Source organism: Marinobacter gelidimuriae (assembly GCF_000372805.1).
Taxonomy (GTDB): Bacteria; Pseudomonadota; Gammaproteobacteria; order Pseudomonadales; family Oleiphilaceae; genus Marinobacter; species Marinobacter gelidimuriae.
Genome location: NZ_KB889875.1, coordinates 1 through 15,891, shown reverse-complemented (window position 1 = coordinate 15,891; position 15,891 = coordinate 1). Strand labels below are relative to the sequence as shown.

General features: G+C 55.6%; 14 protein-coding genes and 2 rRNA genes. 10 read left to right on the top strand and 6 right to left on the bottom strand.

What is annotated here, in order from left to right:
• Window positions 1-61: 61 nt before the first annotated feature.
• Window positions 62-538, bottom strand: coding sequence for a TlpA family protein disulfide reductase (locus tag A3OI_RS0106310; protein WP_018403457.1), 477 nt, complete (start codon window positions 536-538; stop codon window positions 62-64).
• Between the two features lie 102 nt (window positions 539-640).
• Between A3OI_RS0106310 and arsC the strand changes: the two genes are divergently transcribed.
• Genes arsC through A3OI_RS0106290 form a run of 4 tightly spaced genes read left to right on the top strand, consistent with a single transcriptional unit; the run spans window position 641 to window position 3,981 of the window.
• Window positions 641-994, top strand: a complete 354-nt coding sequence (arsC, locus tag A3OI_RS0106305) for an arsenate reductase (glutaredoxin) (RefSeq protein WP_018403456.1) — start codon at window positions 641-643, stop codon at window positions 992-994.
• Between the two features lie 38 nt (window positions 995-1,032).
• Entirely contained in the window at window positions 1,033-1,638 is a 606-nt protein-coding gene (gene wrbA, locus A3OI_RS0106300) for an NAD(P)H:quinone oxidoreductase (protein ID WP_018403455.1), read from the top strand.
• Window positions 1,639-1,681: 43 nt separating this feature from the next.
• A complete protein-coding gene (locus A3OI_RS0106295) occupies window positions 1,682-2,041 on the top strand; it encodes a DUF2069 domain-containing protein (RefSeq protein WP_018403454.1) in 360 nt (119 codons plus the stop codon).
• A gap of 56 nt (window positions 2,042-2,097) precedes the next feature.
• A complete protein-coding gene (locus A3OI_RS0106290; protein ID WP_018403453.1) occupies window positions 2,098-3,981 on the top strand; it encodes a GspE/PulE family protein in 1,884 nt (627 codons plus the stop codon).
• A gap of 80 nt (window positions 3,982-4,061) precedes the next feature.
• Here the strand turns inward: A3OI_RS0106290 and A3OI_RS0106285 are convergent, their stop codons facing one another.
• Genes A3OI_RS0106285 through smrA form a run of 3 tightly spaced genes read right to left on the bottom strand, consistent with a single transcriptional unit; the run spans window position 4,062 to window position 6,003 of the window.
• Window positions 4,062-5,111: a DUF3080 domain-containing protein gene (locus tag A3OI_RS0106285; RefSeq protein ID WP_018403452.1), complete on the bottom strand. Its 1,050-nt coding sequence runs from the start codon at window positions 5,109-5,111 to the stop codon at window positions 4,062-4,064.
• A gap of 59 nt (window positions 5,112-5,170) precedes the next feature.
• The gene (locus A3OI_RS0106280; protein WP_007351263.1) at window positions 5,171-5,377 is read right to left on the bottom strand and encodes a hypothetical protein; all 207 of its coding nucleotides are present in this window, start codon (window positions 5,375-5,377) and stop codon (window positions 5,171-5,173) included.
• Between the two features lie 41 nt (window positions 5,378-5,418).
• Entirely contained in the window at window positions 5,419-6,003 is a 585-nt protein-coding gene (gene smrA, locus A3OI_RS0106275) for a DNA endonuclease SmrA (protein WP_018403451.1), read from the bottom strand.
• Between the two features lie 128 nt (window positions 6,004-6,131).
• Here smrA and A3OI_RS0106270 point away from each other — a divergent pair, with 128 nt between their 5' ends.
• The 6 genes from A3OI_RS0106270 (at window position 6,132) to A3OI_RS0106245 (ending at window position 15,161) form a co-directional block, all read left to right on the top strand.
• The gene (locus A3OI_RS0106270; RefSeq protein ID WP_018403450.1) at window positions 6,132-8,048 is read left to right on the top strand and encodes a putative nucleotidyltransferase substrate binding domain-containing protein; all 1,917 of its coding nucleotides are present in this window, start codon (window positions 6,132-6,134) and stop codon (window positions 8,046-8,048) included.
• Window positions 8,049-8,063: 15 nt separating this feature from the next.
• Window positions 8,064-8,762, top strand: coding sequence for a 3'-5' exonuclease (locus tag A3OI_RS0106265; RefSeq protein ID WP_018403449.1), 699 nt, complete (start codon window positions 8,064-8,066; stop codon window positions 8,760-8,762).
• Between the two features lie 183 nt (window positions 8,763-8,945).
• Window positions 8,946-9,209, top strand: a complete 264-nt coding sequence (locus A3OI_RS0106260; RefSeq protein WP_007351267.1) for a DUF4212 domain-containing protein — start codon at window positions 8,946-8,948, stop codon at window positions 9,207-9,209.
• A 5-nt stretch (window positions 9,210-9,214) separates the two neighbouring features.
• Window positions 9,215-10,981 (top strand): sodium:solute symporter family protein, encoded by a 1,767-nt coding sequence (locus A3OI_RS0106255; RefSeq protein WP_018403448.1) that lies wholly within the window; start codon window positions 9,215-9,217, stop codon window positions 10,979-10,981.
• A gap of 96 nt (window positions 10,982-11,077) precedes the next feature.
• On the top strand, window positions 11,078-11,581 hold the full coding sequence (locus A3OI_RS0106250; RefSeq protein ID WP_018403447.1) for a hypothetical protein: 504 nt from the start codon (window positions 11,078-11,080) through the stop codon (window positions 11,579-11,581).
• A gap of 73 nt (window positions 11,582-11,654) precedes the next feature.
• Window positions 11,655-15,161, top strand: a complete 3,507-nt coding sequence (locus A3OI_RS0106245; RefSeq protein ID WP_018403446.1) for a hybrid sensor histidine kinase/response regulator — start codon at window positions 11,655-11,657, stop codon at window positions 15,159-15,161.
• 241 nt (window positions 15,162-15,402) lie between these two features.
• Here the strand turns inward: A3OI_RS0106245 and rrf are convergent.
• Together rrf and A3OI_RS0106235 are read right to left on the bottom strand one after the other, a co-directional pair.
• Window positions 15,403-15,516, bottom strand: a 5S ribosomal RNA gene (gene rrf / locus A3OI_RS0106240).
• A 111-nt stretch (window positions 15,517-15,627) separates the two neighbouring features.
• Window positions 15,628-15,891, bottom strand: a 23S ribosomal RNA gene (locus A3OI_RS0106235); the annotation flags it as partial.

Genomic DNA, 15,891 nt, shown 5'->3' with positions numbered 1-15,891 from the left:
AATCCTGATTAAAACAAAAATACGAATAACACAAATACAGCCGGCCGCTATCAGCGGCCATTCAAAGGCCGATAGCGGCGCGAATACTGGCCTGAGTCTGTTCGCCAAACAGCACCTGCTGTAACTCGCCCTGCGGGTTTATAACCAGCGTAGCCGGCAACGCAATCGGCGTTTGCCAGCCAAACTGCGGGCCCGGGTCCTGATTCAGCAGATCAAAGCCAATAGCCATGCGCTCACCCAGCTGGCGCAGTTCGGCACCGCTGATACCATCAAAGTTAACGCCTAGCACAGTGATAGCCGGGTTCTGGCTCAAGGCATTCAGCTCGGGAATTTCCTTCAGGCAGGGCTTACACCACTCGGCCCAGTAATTCACCAATACCCATTGCCCGCGCAGATCGCTCCACACAAGCGGCGCGCCTTCATTGCGCTCCAGCTCAATCTTGCTACAACCCGCCAGCGCAACCATCGCGGCAAACAAACATGCAATAGCCGCCAGGCGGCTGGTATTAAGGGCAAAGCCGGTCTCAGGGTATTGCAAGCAAAGTCCTCCTGTTAAACTCCACGCCTACGAATTCACATTCGCACGTCACGCATCTACTATTACGCACTTACAATTACACACCTACAACCAGGCAAGAAGATGACAGAACCCACCCGGATTTTCCACAATCCCCGTTGTTCAAAATCCCGCCAGGCTCTGGAGCTATTAACGGGCCACGGCATCAAGCCTCACATTATACGTTATCTGGATACGCCACCGACAGCGCCAGAGTTGGACATCATTTTGCAACAGCTTGCGCTGGAGCCACGGCAATTGATGCGCCGTAAAGAACCAGAATACAAACAACTGGCACTGGACAACGCCGACCTTAGCCGGCAGCAGCTGATTGCGGCAATGGTGGCAAACCCGCGCCTGATTGAACGCCCTATTGTGCAGGCAAATGGCAAAGCGGTCATCGGCCGACCTCCGGAAAACGTACTGACTATTCTGTAAATAAATTTTACCAAGCTGACATTTTGAGGATTTTTGCCATGACCGCACCGGCTCCCTACGTGCTGATTCTGTATTACAGCCGCACCGGCCAAACCGCCGACATGGCCAATCGCATTGCCCGCGGTGTTGCCCGGGTGACCGGTATGCAGGCGCGAATTCGCAGCGTGCCGCCGGTGGCACCAGAAACCACCAGCGCAGTGCCGCCGGTGCCCGATAAAGGCGCACCCTATGTCAGTAAGGACGATTTGGCTGCCTGCTCTGGTTTGGCCATTGGCAGCCCTACCCGCTTTGGCAATATGGCCGCGCCGCTGAAGCACTTCCTGGATACTACCGGCGATTTGTGGCTCGCCGGCGCCTTGGCTGGCAAGCCCGCCGGAGCCTTTACGTCAACCGGCAGCCTCCATGGCGGCCAGGAGACCACATTGCTGTCGATGATGCTGCCATTGCTCCACCATGGCATGGTGCTGTGCGGCCTGCCCTACAGCGAACCAGCGCTGGGTGCTACCACGACCGGCGGCACACCCTATGGTCCTAGCCATTTCGCCGGCACCGGCGAACAGCTGCCACTGAGCGAACACGAACAGATTCTTTGCCAAGCGTTTGGCGAGCGCCTGGCTCGTCTGGCGTTGAAGCTGGCCGATTAGTCCGCTGTCGCGGAATTACCTTAAACAATTGCGGATTTCTGACATGTTGCGTAACCCGAAAGCACTCATAACGGCACGTATTACTCTGGCACTCTATCTGGCCACTATTATTACCCTGGTGGTGACCACTTTTTTCCCGGGGCCGGAGGAAGGCGTCTCCATCACCATGATACTGGCGGTAAAACTGTTACCTCTGGTAGGTTTTATTGTGCCGGTGTATCGCGGCAACAGTCGCGCCTATATCTGGCTGGCCTTCGTTATCATTTTCTATTTCACCCAAGGCGTGGTGTCCGCTTGGCTCAGTGAAGGCGCTATCGGGCCGGTAATAACAACAGCGCTAACTTTCCTGCTGTTTACTGTGGCGATGATTCATCTTAAGGTAAATCGGCCCGAAACGGCCTGAGTGTTAGTGACACAACACGTTTTTCCCTTCCGATGACTGCAACGGACGTCCAGCTTATGGCTTCAGTGCCTCCCCGTGACAAACGCCCGCCGGCCAAAGTACAGCAAGCCGGAATACCGAAGGCCAGAGTACCGAACGCCAGAGTACCGCAAGCCAAGGTACCGCAGGCGCCGGCTAGAGCGACGCTGACCCTGCGGGATATTTGCACGGCTTTGGTCAGCAGCGGCGACATTCTGCAAACCGACGCCGAACGTGTGATGTCGGCTAACCTTGGCAGCGCCGGAGGCGACACAGTACCGCGCCACCCACTGGAACTGGTCGCTATTGCTGCTCTGAACAGTCAGCGTTCCGGGCAAACCCTGAATCTGGAGCGGCTGACTCAATGGCTGGCCGACTGGGCCGGGCAGGATTACTACCATATTGACCCGTTGAAAATTGACACCGTGGCCATCGCGCGGGTGATGTCCTTCGCCTTCGCCCAGCGCCACGGTATTTTGGCAGTAGAAATTCATAATGACGAGGTGTTTATCGCCAGTGCCGAACCCTTTCGTTCGGAGTGGGAACACAACCTGCGTCAGGCCGTGCACAAAGAGTTAAAACGGGTGGTCGTCAATCCCGAGGACTTACGCCGTTATACCCAGGAGTTCTATCAGCTTGCCAGTTCAGTAGATAAAGCCAGCGGTGGCCAGGCTAAAGGGTCACTGGCGGGCCACCAGAACTTCGAGCAGTTGCTGGACCTGGGAACCAGCAACAAGCCCGAAGCCAATGATCAACACGTGGTGAAAATTGTCGACTGGCTGTTGCAATACGCCTTTGACCAGCGCGCGTCTGATATTCACATTGAGCCGCGCCGCGGCATTACCCGGGTGCGCTTTCGCATTGATGGCGTGTTGCATTCGGTGTACGAATTTCCTGGCCACGTAGGCACAGCCGTTACCAGTCGCCTGAAGATACTGGGCAGGCTGAACGTGGCCGAAAAACGCCGACCCCAGGATGGGCGTATAAAAACCCGCAAGCCGGACAATCAAGAAGTAGAGCTGCGCCTGGCCACACTGCCCACCGCCTTTGGCGAAAAAATGGTGCTGCGGATTTTTGACCCGGACGTACTGCTGAAATCCTACGAACAGCTGGGTTTCAGCCGTGAAGACTGCGAACGCTGGAACGGCATTACCAGCCGACCCCACGGTATCGTGCTGGTCACCGGCCCTACTGGCTCGGGTAAAACCACCACCCTGTACTCCACGCTCAAACAGCTTGCCACGCCAGAACTGAACGTATGCACCATTGAAGACCCCATTGAAATGGTGGAGCCGGCATTTAACCAGATGCAAGTGCAGACCAATATTGACCTGACCTTCGCCGCAGGCGTTCGGGCACTGCTGCGGCAAGACCCTGACATCATCATGATTGGCGAAATCCGTGATCTGGAAACCGCAGAAATGGCGGTACAGGCCGCCCTGACGGGCCACCTGGTTCTTAGCACCCTGCACACCAACGATGCCCCCAGTGCCATCACCCGACTGATGGAGCTGGGCATTCCCCCGTACCTGATTCGCGCGACGGTGCTGGGCATTATGGCTCAACGCCTGACCCGAAACCTCTGCCCCCATTGCAAAGAGGCCTGCGAGCCCGATGAACATGCATGGAAAACCCTGACCCAGCCCTGGCGTGCGCCTCTGCCAAAAGAATTCTATCAGCCGGCAGGATGCCTGGAGTGCCGCCAGACCGGCTACATTGGCCGCTCGGGCGTCTATGAGATACTGGAGTTGTCCAGCGCCATGGTGCGACAAATCACCGAGGGCTGTGAACTGGAGCAGTTGCGTGCGGACGCTTACAAGAGCGGCATGAAGTCATTGCGCCTGAGTGGCGCGCAAAAGGTGGCCGCCGGGCTGACCAGCGTTGAAGAAATTCTGCGGGTAACGCCTGAAAGTCAGCGTTAGGTGCTTTTTGTTAAGCGCATTCTGCTAGGTACTGTTTGTTAAGTACTGTTCGTTAAGTACTGTTCGTTAATCGGCACGCGCTACGCACCCGGGCGCAAGCCGCACTGCTCCAAAAGCTGCTGCCAGCCGCGGGTGTGTTCGGCCAAGGCCTGGTCCAGATCAGCCCACACGCTTGCGCTCTCAACAGCGCTCTCAACACCGGCCTCGGCGGGCAAAGCACGGGCCTGCCAGCGTTGGAAACTCTGCGGCATCACGGCGGTTTGAATCTGCGCCAGCTGCGCCAGGGGCTCCAGCAAATCAGTTCGGGCACGGCGCAGATCCGCCAGATACGGCTGCACCTTGCCAATGTAAACACTGAAAAACATATCATGCACGATGGTGGACTGATTGTTGGGCTTGCCATTCAAGCACAGAGGGCGCTGCGCCAACCGGCGTTGAATCAGCTCCGTGCCGTCATTCAGTCTCGCCGCCACTAGCAGGGCGCTGTTGATTAACTGACCGGCGTGATACTCGGCCTGCCAACGCTGTTGCACGGCCCCAGCAAAATCCAGATTCTGATCCAATTCGCCATTAAGAAGACGCCGCGCCACGCTCTCTAACTGCACAGCTTCACGGGCAAGGTCCGACAGCGGATTTTCAGCAATCACCGGATAAAATCCCTTGCTGGTGGTAAACAGGTTCTCAACTTCCTCAACACCCCAGGTTGCGTTCCAAAGCGCGATAGGCAGGTTCTCGCGTTTACTGCTGATGGCTTGCCGCAACGTGTCCTGCAGATCTTTATCCCCATCATCAACGCTGCTTTGCAGGCATTTTTCAGCGCTGGCAATGAAACGCAGTTCGTACCGCAAACGATTCAGCGGCTGCATAACCTTGCCCATGATGGAATTCTTCTCACCGACAACAAACTGCAGATCACAGCCGTAGAGCGACAGAAAGTCCAGCATTCCGAGTTCCAGCTCGGGCATGTCCAAAACTCGTTCACGGCGGCGCGGTAAAATAGGCGCCGGGGCCGGCTCGCTGAACTGAGGGTCGGTCTCCAACACACGGCCCAGGCGCTCCACGTATTCGTCCATCATGGGTCGCGCTTCATCAAACGGATTGCAGGCAGCGAGAAAGATGGCGGCAAGCATCGTTAGAGAAGCCCTGATCGAGCTTTTACCAACTATTCCAAAGGCCCGGGGCATTTTCATTACTTCACGACTTTTTCGCCGTCTTTATTAACCCAAATCGGGCGATCGCCATTGCCCATTTTGCCGTTGGTGTCCCAGATTTCCCGATTTTCGGTGGTTTTTTCTATAGCGCCGTTATCTTCCCAGATTACGCGATCTTTGCAGCCTGCCAAGGCGATCAGTGAAACGATGATCAAAGCGGTCTTTTTTGTCAGCAGATAGGCCATACACTTCTCCGGTTTATAGTTGAGGTTGCCATCGGCGACGCTTAGTCGCGCCGGTCGTGAGCTTCCCTGTTACTCTGTTTTTCGCGATCACTCTTGCGGATCATAACGTAAATGGCGCCGGTACTGCCGTGGTGCTTTTGCGTTGTATGAAACGCCAGCACCGGCTCCAATTCCGGTAACCACTTGGCTAGGTAACTTTTGAGCCAGGCGATACCGTCGCGGTTGCGTTCGCCTTTGCCGTGCAGAATCGTTACCGTTCGTAGGTCATAGCGCATACAGTCATTAACAAAACCAAACACCTGGCGCCGGGCTTCGTCTACCGTCATCCCGTGCAAGTCCAGCTTGGCTTCGCTGGGGTAGTAACCCAGACGTAATTTACGAAACACGCCGTTCTGAACGCCGGGGCGTTTCCAGCTCAGAATATCCTGAGCGGTCAAAGGCTCAACCATGTCCGCCGTGAGCGGATTGGTGTCTTTCAGCGGCAACGCGATGGCCGCCCGCTGGCGCTCCAGGTGGCCGGGGGTCAACTCGCGGGGCACCACAACGTCGGCTTTGTTGGGCCGTTTTATACGTTTTACATCGCCCATTTCAGCGAGAAAACGCAGTCGATCTTCTTTGATAGTCATGACAGTATTATCAATGGTTCCTGATGCGGCGAACTTTACCACTGGCCTGCGACGCTATAAAGCAATCCGGCGACGCCTGCACTAGACTGTAAGCACATCCACCCGTTGTCGACAGAGTGAAACCGACTATGGCAGCAGCCTCTCAAGACCAGAATCGCCCACAAAATACCCGGGCCGTTATGGCTTTTCTGCAAAATCATCCGCCTTTCTCCAATATGGAAGAAGACCATCTAGCGCACTTTGCGGAGCATTCTACGCTACGTTTTTACGCTAATGACGAGGTGGTTTTGTCTGCGGACGACGGTGTTGCTAACCAATTTTACGTTGTAAAGCAGGGTCGGATCCGTGGCGAGCGACTGAATAGCAGGGACGATCGCACCGAAACCACTTTCGAGATTGGCCTGGGGGACTGCTTTCCACTGGCCGCACTTGTGGGTGAGCGGCCTACCCGCACCCTGCACCGGTCGGTGGGCGACACATTCTGCCTGAGCATTGAGCATGAAGCTTTTGTCACTCTGTTTACCCAAAGCGATACCTTCCGCGACTTTTGCCTGCGCGGCGTTAGCAGTCTGCTAGATCAGGTGAATCAACGCATACAGTCCGGCGCCATGGCGTCGATTGGTTCGAATTTTACGTTAGACTCGCCGCTGGAACGCTTCGCCCTGCGCAATCCTATTGTGTGCACACCCGACTTGCCGGTGCGCAAAGCTGTGGCGCGCATGCATGAAAACAGCGTAGGCAGCATTGTCATCACCGACGACAACCGACACCCGGTGGGCATTTTCACATTGCGCGACTTGCGCACACTGATTGCCGAAGAAAAGGCTCCCCTGAGCGCACCGATTCGGCACGTTATGACACCGAACCCCTGCTCATTGTTGGCAAAAGAAGATGCCTTTGCAGCCGCCATGCTGATGGCGGAGCATCACTTTGCCCACATTTGCGTGGTGGACGACGAGAACAAATTGATTGGCGTTGTGTCAGAACGGGACCTGTTTGCATCGCAGCGGGTAGACCTGGTCAACCTTGCACGCACCATCGGCACCGCCACCCACCTGCGCACCCTGGTAAGCCTGCGCGCGGATGTTTCGCGCCTGGTTGATTCCATGTTGGCCCACGGCGCCGATTCCGGCCAGATTGTAAAAATCATTACGACCCTGAACGACGTCACTGTGCGCCGTGTATTAGAATTGAACATCGCCAAAAACGATCCCGGCATAGCGTTCACCTGGCTGACGTTCGGCAGCGAGGGTCGCCAGGAGCAAACCCTGTTAACCGATCAGGACAACGGCATATTGTTCACCACGCCGGCAGGTATGACGGAAGATCAAGTGCGAGAGAAACTGCTGCCGTTCGCGCGCATCGTGAACGACGAGCTGGCAGAATGTGGTTTCACCCTGTGCAAGGGTAATATTATGGCCAGCAACCCGAAACTGTGCTTAAGCGGCGCCGAATGGGACGACTGGTTCGTGCGCTTTATCGATGCCTCGACACCGCAGAACCTGGTGTATTCGTCTATATTCCTGGACATGCGCGCGGTGTTTGGTCCCAGCGAGCCATTGAGCGAGCTATTCCAGACAGCCCTGAAGCGCATCGGCAACAATCCCCTATTTCAGAAAATGCTGGCGGGCAACGCCGTTACCCGTAAGCCGCCACTGACCATGTTCCGCAGCTTTCGCTATGTCAGCGATGGTAAAAAACACGCGCTGGATCTGAAACGTCAGGGCCTGGCACCCTTCGTTGAAGCCGTGCGGGTGTTCGCCCTGGCTAACGGTGTAGGCGCTGCGAACACTCTGGAGCGGATGGATGAACTGGCTCGCAAAGGCGTGTTCGACGCGAAAGATGCCAATGCCTGGAAGGAAGCCTACAGCCTGATACAGGCCATCCGTATACGGGCACACAATGAAATGCTGGAAAACAAAGAACCACTAACCAACTACATTGATCCAGATGACCTGAACCCGCTGGACCGTCGAATACTCCGCGAATCTTTCCGCCAGGCCCAGCGCCTGCAACAGAAGCTGGAACTGGCGTACCAGCTCTAGCCCCGGGGCCTGATTATGATCGACTTTCTGAAACAGTGGCTGGAGCGCAAAAAGCGCGGTGAGATAGACACCACGAACCTGCCGAACCCCAAAACAATTGGCAAACAGCCATTGATGACTTCGCGATTAATTGTGCTCGACCTGGAAACCACAGGGCTGAACCCGGCCAAAGATCAGATGATCGCCATAGGCGCCGTGGCTATCAACAACAATGCCATACCGCTAGACGATCAGTTTGACCTGATACTGCGCCGGCCAGAACTGGATATCCGTAAAACCGTGCTGATTCACGGCATTGGCCCCGAAGCACTGACCGACGGCCACGAAACCGAAGACGCTCTGTTGCACCTTCTGGACTGGATGAATGGTGATCCCATTCTGGCCTATCATTCGGCGTTTGATCAGAAGTTCCTGGAAAAAACCCTGTGCGCGGTGCTGGGCTACGGCGAAAATCACATCTGGCTGGACGTTGCAGAGCTAATGCCCACCTTTTTTCCAAGCGCCAACAAGCAGGGCAAAGGCCTGGACAACTGGGCTGACACCTTCGGTTTGCACGCCAGTGCCCGTCATCACGCGGCAGCTGACGCCATGGTCACCGCCGAGCTCACGTTAATTGCTCTCAACCAGGCCGCACAACAGGGCATTCACACCCTGGCCCAACTCAGCGACAAATTGCGTTACCAGCGCCGCCTGAGAAATATGCAACGGTTTTAGCAGCGCCATTTGCAAAGCCATGGCCCATATCGAGCTGAAGCGTCTGCGCCAGTTCTCAAATTTCAACCGTAAACCCGTCAAAATCCAGAGTTTTAGACCTTTTGCTAATATCACTGAGGCTCGCATTGCACCAAAGTCAATAAGGTAATCCCGCAAACTCCACAATAATAACAGGAGTACTCTATGTCAGGTCATAGCGAAAACGCTGAGCAGTACTGGAAGGCGAACCTCCGCCTGATTTACGGAAGCCTTATTATATGGGCTTTGGTTTCATACGGTTTTGGCATTCTGCTTCGCCCCATGCTGTCTGGCATCGCGGTTGGCGGAACAGATCTTGGTTTTTGGTTTGCCCAACAAGGATCCATTCTCACATTTATCGTTCTGATCTTTTTCTATGCCTGGCGCATGAACAAGCTGGACGAAAAATTCGGCGTAGGCGAGGAATAATAACAATGAGCCAATTTGCGATTAATCTTATCTTCGTAGGGGGTTCCTTCCTACTCTACATCGGCATTGCTATCTGGGCGAGAGCCGGTAGCACAAGTGACTTCTACGTTGCCGGTGGCGGCATTCACCCGATCACCAATGGTATGGCGATCGGTGCAGACTGGATGTCGGCGGCGTCTTTCATCTCCATGGCGGGCCTGATTGCCGCGGGTGGTTACGCCAACTCCACCTTCCTGATGGGCTGGACCGGCGGCTATGTGCTGCTTGCCATGCTGCTCGCTCCTTACCTGAGGAAGTTTGGCAAGTTCACCGTGCCCGAGTTCATCGGTGACCGCTTCTACAGTAATAAAGCGCGCTTGGTCGCCGTTATCTGCCTGATCGTGGCCTCTCTGACCTATGTTATCGGCCAGATGGCCGGTGCTGGCGTGGCCTTTTCCCGCTTCCTCGAAGTAGATTCTACAACCGGTCTGATGATCGCAGCGGTGGTTATTTTCAGCTACTCCGTTATGGGCGGCATGAAGGGCATTACCTACACTCAGGTGGCTCAGTACTGCGTTCTGATTATGGCCTACACCATCCCCGCGGTGTTTATCTCGCTGGAGCTGACCGGTAACCCTATACCGGCGCTGGGCCTGTTCTCCACCCACATTGACTCGGGGCTGCCGATTCTCACCAAGCTGAATCAGGTCATCACCGACCTTGGCTTCAACGAGTACACGGCGAACGTGGACAACAAGCTGAACATGGTTCTGTTTACCCTGACACTGATGATCGGTACGGCCGGTCTGCCACACGTCATCATCCGCTTCTTTACGGTTCCGAAGGTTGCCGATGCGCGCTGGACTGCTGGCTGGGCACTGGTGTTCATTGCCCTGCTCTACCTGACTGCACCGGCCGTAGCCTCCATGGCCCGACTGAACCTGATGACCACCATCTACCCTGATGGTACAGCGGCTGCTCCTATCGAGTACGATAACCGTCCGCAATGGGTCAAGGCATGGGAAGTGACCGGTCTGATCACTTATGAAGACAAGAACCAGGACGGCCGGATTCAGCTTTACAACGACACTCCGGCGTTTGAAGAAACCGCTCAATCCCGTGGCTGGAATGGCAACGAAATGGTGGTGAACCGGGACATTCTGGTACTGGCCAACCCGGAGATCGCCAACCTGCCCGGCTGGGTCATCGGACTGATCGCCGCGGGTGGTCTGGCAGCGGCACTGTCAACGGCGGCGGGGCTGTTGCTGGCGATATCCTCGGCAGTCAGTCACGACCTGATAAAGGGCTCAATCAACCCCGGCATTACGGATAAGGGAGAGTTGCTGGCCGCGAGGATATCCATGGCGGTTGCCATAGTGGTGGCCACCTACCTGGGAGCCAACCCTCCCGGGTTCGCCGCTCAGGTCGTGGCACTGGCCTTCGGTATCGCAGCTGCGTCACTCTTTCCGGCTCTGATGATGGGGATCTTCTCCAAGCGAGTGAACAACAAAGGCGCGATTGCCGGTATGCTAGCCGGTCTGGCCTTCACCCTGACGTACATCTTTGTGTACAAAGGATGGTTGTTCATCCCGGGCACCAACAACCTGGCCGATATCCCGGAAAACTGGGTATTCGGGATCTCCCCACTGTCGATCGGTGCGATTGGTGCCGTCGTCAACTTTACGGTAGCCTTCGGTTTGTCCCACGCGACTGAAGAGCCACCCATCGAGATCCAGGAACTGGTAGAAAGTGTTCGTTACCCACGCGGTGCGGGCGAAGCTCAAGGCCACTAACACAAGCTTTTGCTAAATCAGTGGTAACATTGAGCAATTGAAACCAAACGGGCTACCTTGAAAAAGGAGCCCGTTTCTTTTTTTAAGGAAAACCATATGTTCTGGACACTTGTTGCGACCGCTGTCTGCGGCCTGGGTGCTGCGGGGATCGCATTAGCGCTACGCTCCCTAACCCGCCAACGCCTGCCAAAGTGGATTATTCCGGCCTTTGCCGGTGCCGGCATGATGGCCTATCTGATTCAGGGCGAGTACACCTGGTACGACTTTAAACAGGCGCAGCTGCCTTCGGAAGCGGTCGTGGTCAATACTGAAAGCCAAGCCGTGTTCTGGCGCCCCTGGAGCTTTGCGTTTCCGTATGTCACTGCGTTCTCGACGGTGGATATCAACAGCGTGCAGCGCAACGCCAATGACGACAATGTTGTTCTTTTCACCCTGTACCGCTTCGAGCAAAAACTGACTGATTCCGTCTCTCACCGAGTACATCTACTCAATTGCACCGATCGTGAGCTGGTGCCACTGGCCTCAGATGGCCGCCCCAGCCTTGATAACATGAAGATACTGACACCGGACGACCGCTTACTGATTACCGTATGCCGCTGATGAATAAAGGGCACGTCACGCTGGCGCCTATGTCGGCCTGCAAGCGCCCCATTGCCCTGGAATAGCGAACGTTATGATAAGCGCCTGGCTGCTGGTTCTGATTTCCATCACCTACATTTCACTGCTGTTTTTTGTGGCTTGGGCAGGCGACCGCCACCCGGGGCTATACCGGCATCGCCTGGCCAGGACTCACATCTACGCGCTGTCTCTGGCAGTGTATTTTTCCTCCTGGACCTTTTATGGCGCCGTTGGTCGCGCCACCCAGGAAGGTCTTGGATTTTTACCCATCTATCTTGGGCCGTTACTGGTGTTCGTGTTCGCCGCACCGCTGTTGCGCCGCATCATTCACATCAGCAAACGCAACAGCAGCACTTCCATAGCCGACTTTATTGCCTCACGCTACGGCAAATCCCAGCTGCTGGCCGCGATGATAGCCGCCTTTGCGTTAATCGGCAGCGTGCCCTACATCGCCTTGCAGTTAAAAGCCATCGCCATGGGCTTTGCGGTGCTGTCCAGCCCCCACGGCGGCGTACAGGAACTCAGTAGCGCCGCCTGGAGCGATTCAGCCTGGTACATCACGTTGGCTTTGGCCCTGTTTACCATTTTATTCGGTACCCGCCATTTGGAATCAACAGAGCATCACCGCGGCATGATTCAAGCCATTGCGTTTGAATCTGTAATCAAACTGGTGGCTTTTTCAGCGGTTGGGTTGTTTGTGTTGTTTGGCTTTTCCAATGGTTTTGGCGACCTTACACAGCGGGTGGCCGCGGCCGATCTCACCGGAGTGCTGACAACCCAAAACCTGAATCTGACCGCGTTTATTACCCAAACCCTGGTCGCCGGGGTGGCCATTGTCTGCCTGCCGCGGCAGTTCCACGTTATGGTGGTTGAAAATAGCGAGCCCCGCGATTTCGAGACCGCGCGCTGGGCTATGCCTATCTATCTGATCATCGCCAGCGCTTTTGTACTGCCAATTGCCGCTGCCAGCTTGCTCGTACCGGATAGCGCCAACTACAACCCTGACATTATGACGCTTCAGTTGCCCATACTGGCCGGCAATACCTGGCTTGCAGTACTGGCGTTTCTGGGGGGCGGCTCCGCAGCGGCGGCGATGGTGATTGTGTGCTCGGTGGCGGTCGCCACCATGGTCAGCAACGAAATCATCATGCCGGCTTTGTTGAAATTCTTCCGTCCAAGAATGAATCGCAAGGCGGACCTGAGCTACCTGCTCCTTAGCATTCGCCGCATCGCTATTTTCGCTGTTTTACTAACAGCGTATGGCTTTTATCGAATGGCAGGGGAAGACACCAGTTTGACGGCTTTCGGGCTACTGTCGTTCGCTGCTGCGGCGCAACTTGGACCGGCGTTGGTGGGCGGAATCGTCTGGCGCGGTGGTAACCACAACGGGGCGGTATGGGGTCTGTTTATAGGCTTTATATTATGGCTCTACACTCTGCTTCTGCCTGCACTGGCATCTACCGGCTGGATCAACGACACGCTTGTTCAGCAAGGTCTCTGGGGCATGAGTTGGACCCGACCCACGGCACTGTTTGGTGCTGAGCTGGACCAGGTTAGCCACGGCATAATCTGGAGCCTGGGAGCCAACACCGCGATTTATATTGTGCTGTCTTTACTGACCCGCCAACGAGTGCGTGAAAAAATACAGATTGCCACTTATTTTCAAGACGCTCACGGCCGCGGCGAAACCCCGCACCAGCAAACCTGGCAGGGTGAGATTCTGACCTCCGACCTGCAGGCTCTGGCTGATCGCTTCATGGGCGACGAGCGCGCAGAAACGGTGTTTCGCAATTACGAGCGCCGCAATGCCATCCGCCTTTACCCACAGCGGCCTGCAACAACACATTTGATGAAGTACATAGAGCGCCAGCTGGCATCGATTATCGGCGGTTCAACCGCGCGTGTGGTTTTGGAATCGACCCTGACCGGTCGCGACATGCAGATTGAAGACGTCGTCAGCATTGTGGATGAGGCCTCACAGGCGATGACGTTTAGCCGGGAGCTACTGCATTCGGCCATTGAAAACCTCAGCCTTGGCGTGTCGGTGGTGAATCATCAGCAGGAGCTGGTGGTGTGGAATCACCTATACATTGAACTGTTCAATTACCCCAAGAGTTTTGTACGTCTGGGACGACCGGCGGCTGACCTGATTCGCTACACGCTGACTAACGCAAACCTGTCGGCCCGCAAAATTGATGAAATTGTTGCTGAACGCATTGGCAGCATGACCCAAGGCCAGCGTGTGTCCTATGAGCGCCAGCGGCCCGATGGCGCGTTTATCCGCATTGAAGGCGCGCCGATTCCCGGCGGCGGCTATGTCACGACATTTCAGGATATAACACCCATGCGCCGCACTGAACAGGCGCTGAAAGAAACCAATATCTATCTGGAACAGCGGGTCAAAGAGCGAACCCAGGAACTGCAGGTGATCAACGAGCAGATGCTCAAGGCCAAGTCTGTGGCCGAGCAAGCCAATCACGGTAAAACACGCTTTCTCGCGTCAGCCAGCCACGACCTGCTTCAACCTTTAAATGCCGCACGCCTGTTTACCTCTGCCCTACAAGGTAAAGCCCAAAGTGCCGAGTGCCAGCAATTGGTCGAACACATCGACAGCTCCCTGGGTGCGGCCGAAGAAATTATCAGTACGCTGCTGGATATCTCCAAACTGGATGCCGGTGCTCTGGAGCCGGACATCCGCGTGTTTCCGGTTAGCGATATCATCCGCCGGCTGGCAAACGATTTTTCTGCCATCGCCAAAGACCAGAACCTTGAACTGGATGTGGTACCCAGCTCCGCCTGGATCCACTCAGATGCCAAGCTTTTGCGCCGGGTGGTCCAGAATTTTCTGTCCAATGCCATACGCTATACACCCGAAGGCCGCATCCTGCTGGGCTGTCGTCGCCTGGATGGTTACCTGCGCATTGAAGTCTGGGACACAGGGCCAGGCATTCCGGAGGATCAGCTGACCCAGATTTTTGAAGAGTTCCGCCGTTTCCAGCATGGGCGCGACAAGAAAGGTCTGGGCCTTGGCCTTGCCATCGTCGACCGCATCAGCGGTATGCTCAATCATCCGGTGATGGTTCAGTCGCGGCAGAGTCGTGGCAGCGTTTTCAGTATTACGGTGCCCAGAGTGGACGCCGAGAAACTAACCCCCCTACCTGTACAGGCTCATGGCCCGGCTCGACGGGTATCCAGCCTGAAGGGCCGCCATCTGCTGTGTATTGATAACGATGCCGCCATTCTTCAGGGTATGGTGGCGCTGCTGAGCAACTGGCAATGCCAGATAACAGCCGCGGAAAGCCTGGACGACGCCAGGACAAAACTGGGCGCGGACATTCCCGAAATTTTGTTTGCAGACTATCAGCTAGACGACGATAGAAACGGTCTGGACGCCATGGACACGCTGCGCGTAGCTCTGGACAAACGCCTGCCCGGCATCCTGATTACCGGCTATATGGCACAAGAGGTAAGAGATGACGCGACAGACCGCGGCTATCATGTGCTTTATAAGCCCGTAAAACCGGCTGCTCTGCGCGCTATGGTGAATAAACTTTTAAAATAGGTCCGTAAATGGCAACCACTCTACGCCCGCTGCCTTCAGTAATGACTAAGCGCTGGATTAAACACTAAATCCGCACTAATTCAAAGCCTACGCATAACCCTGGAATTGGCGAATCACCAAGCGGGGACGGATTTCACTAGGGGNCATACTAGGGGACGGATTTGAAATCCGTCCCCTATCTTCTTTTTCAGGCAAAAAAATGCCCCGGTAGCGTGAGCCATCGGGGCATTCGGGATTAAGAGTCTGACGATGACCTACTCTCACATGGGCGAACCACACTACCATCGGCGCAGGCCTGTTTCACTTCTGAGTTCGGGATGGGATCAGGTGGTACCAGGCCGCTATGGTCGTCAGACAAAACGGTTGATCACTGGGGGATGAGATAGAACAGTGGCTTGTTGGGCCGTGATAGTGATTTTTTCGTCGTTATCCGTGTTGTGTCAAACCCAATTGTCTTGGGTGTTATATAGTCAAGCCGCACGAGCCATTAGTATCGGTTAGCTCAACGCCTCGCAGCGCTTACACACCCGACCTATCAACGTCCTGGTCTTGAACGGCTCTTCAGGGGCCTCTAGGGCCCAGGGAGATCTCATCTTGGAAGGGGCTTCCCGCTTAGATGCTTTCAGCGGTTATCCTGTCCGAACATAGCTACCGGGCAATGCCACTGGCGTGACAACCCGAACACCAGAGGTTCGTCCACTCCGGTCCTCTCGTACTAGGAGCAGCTTTC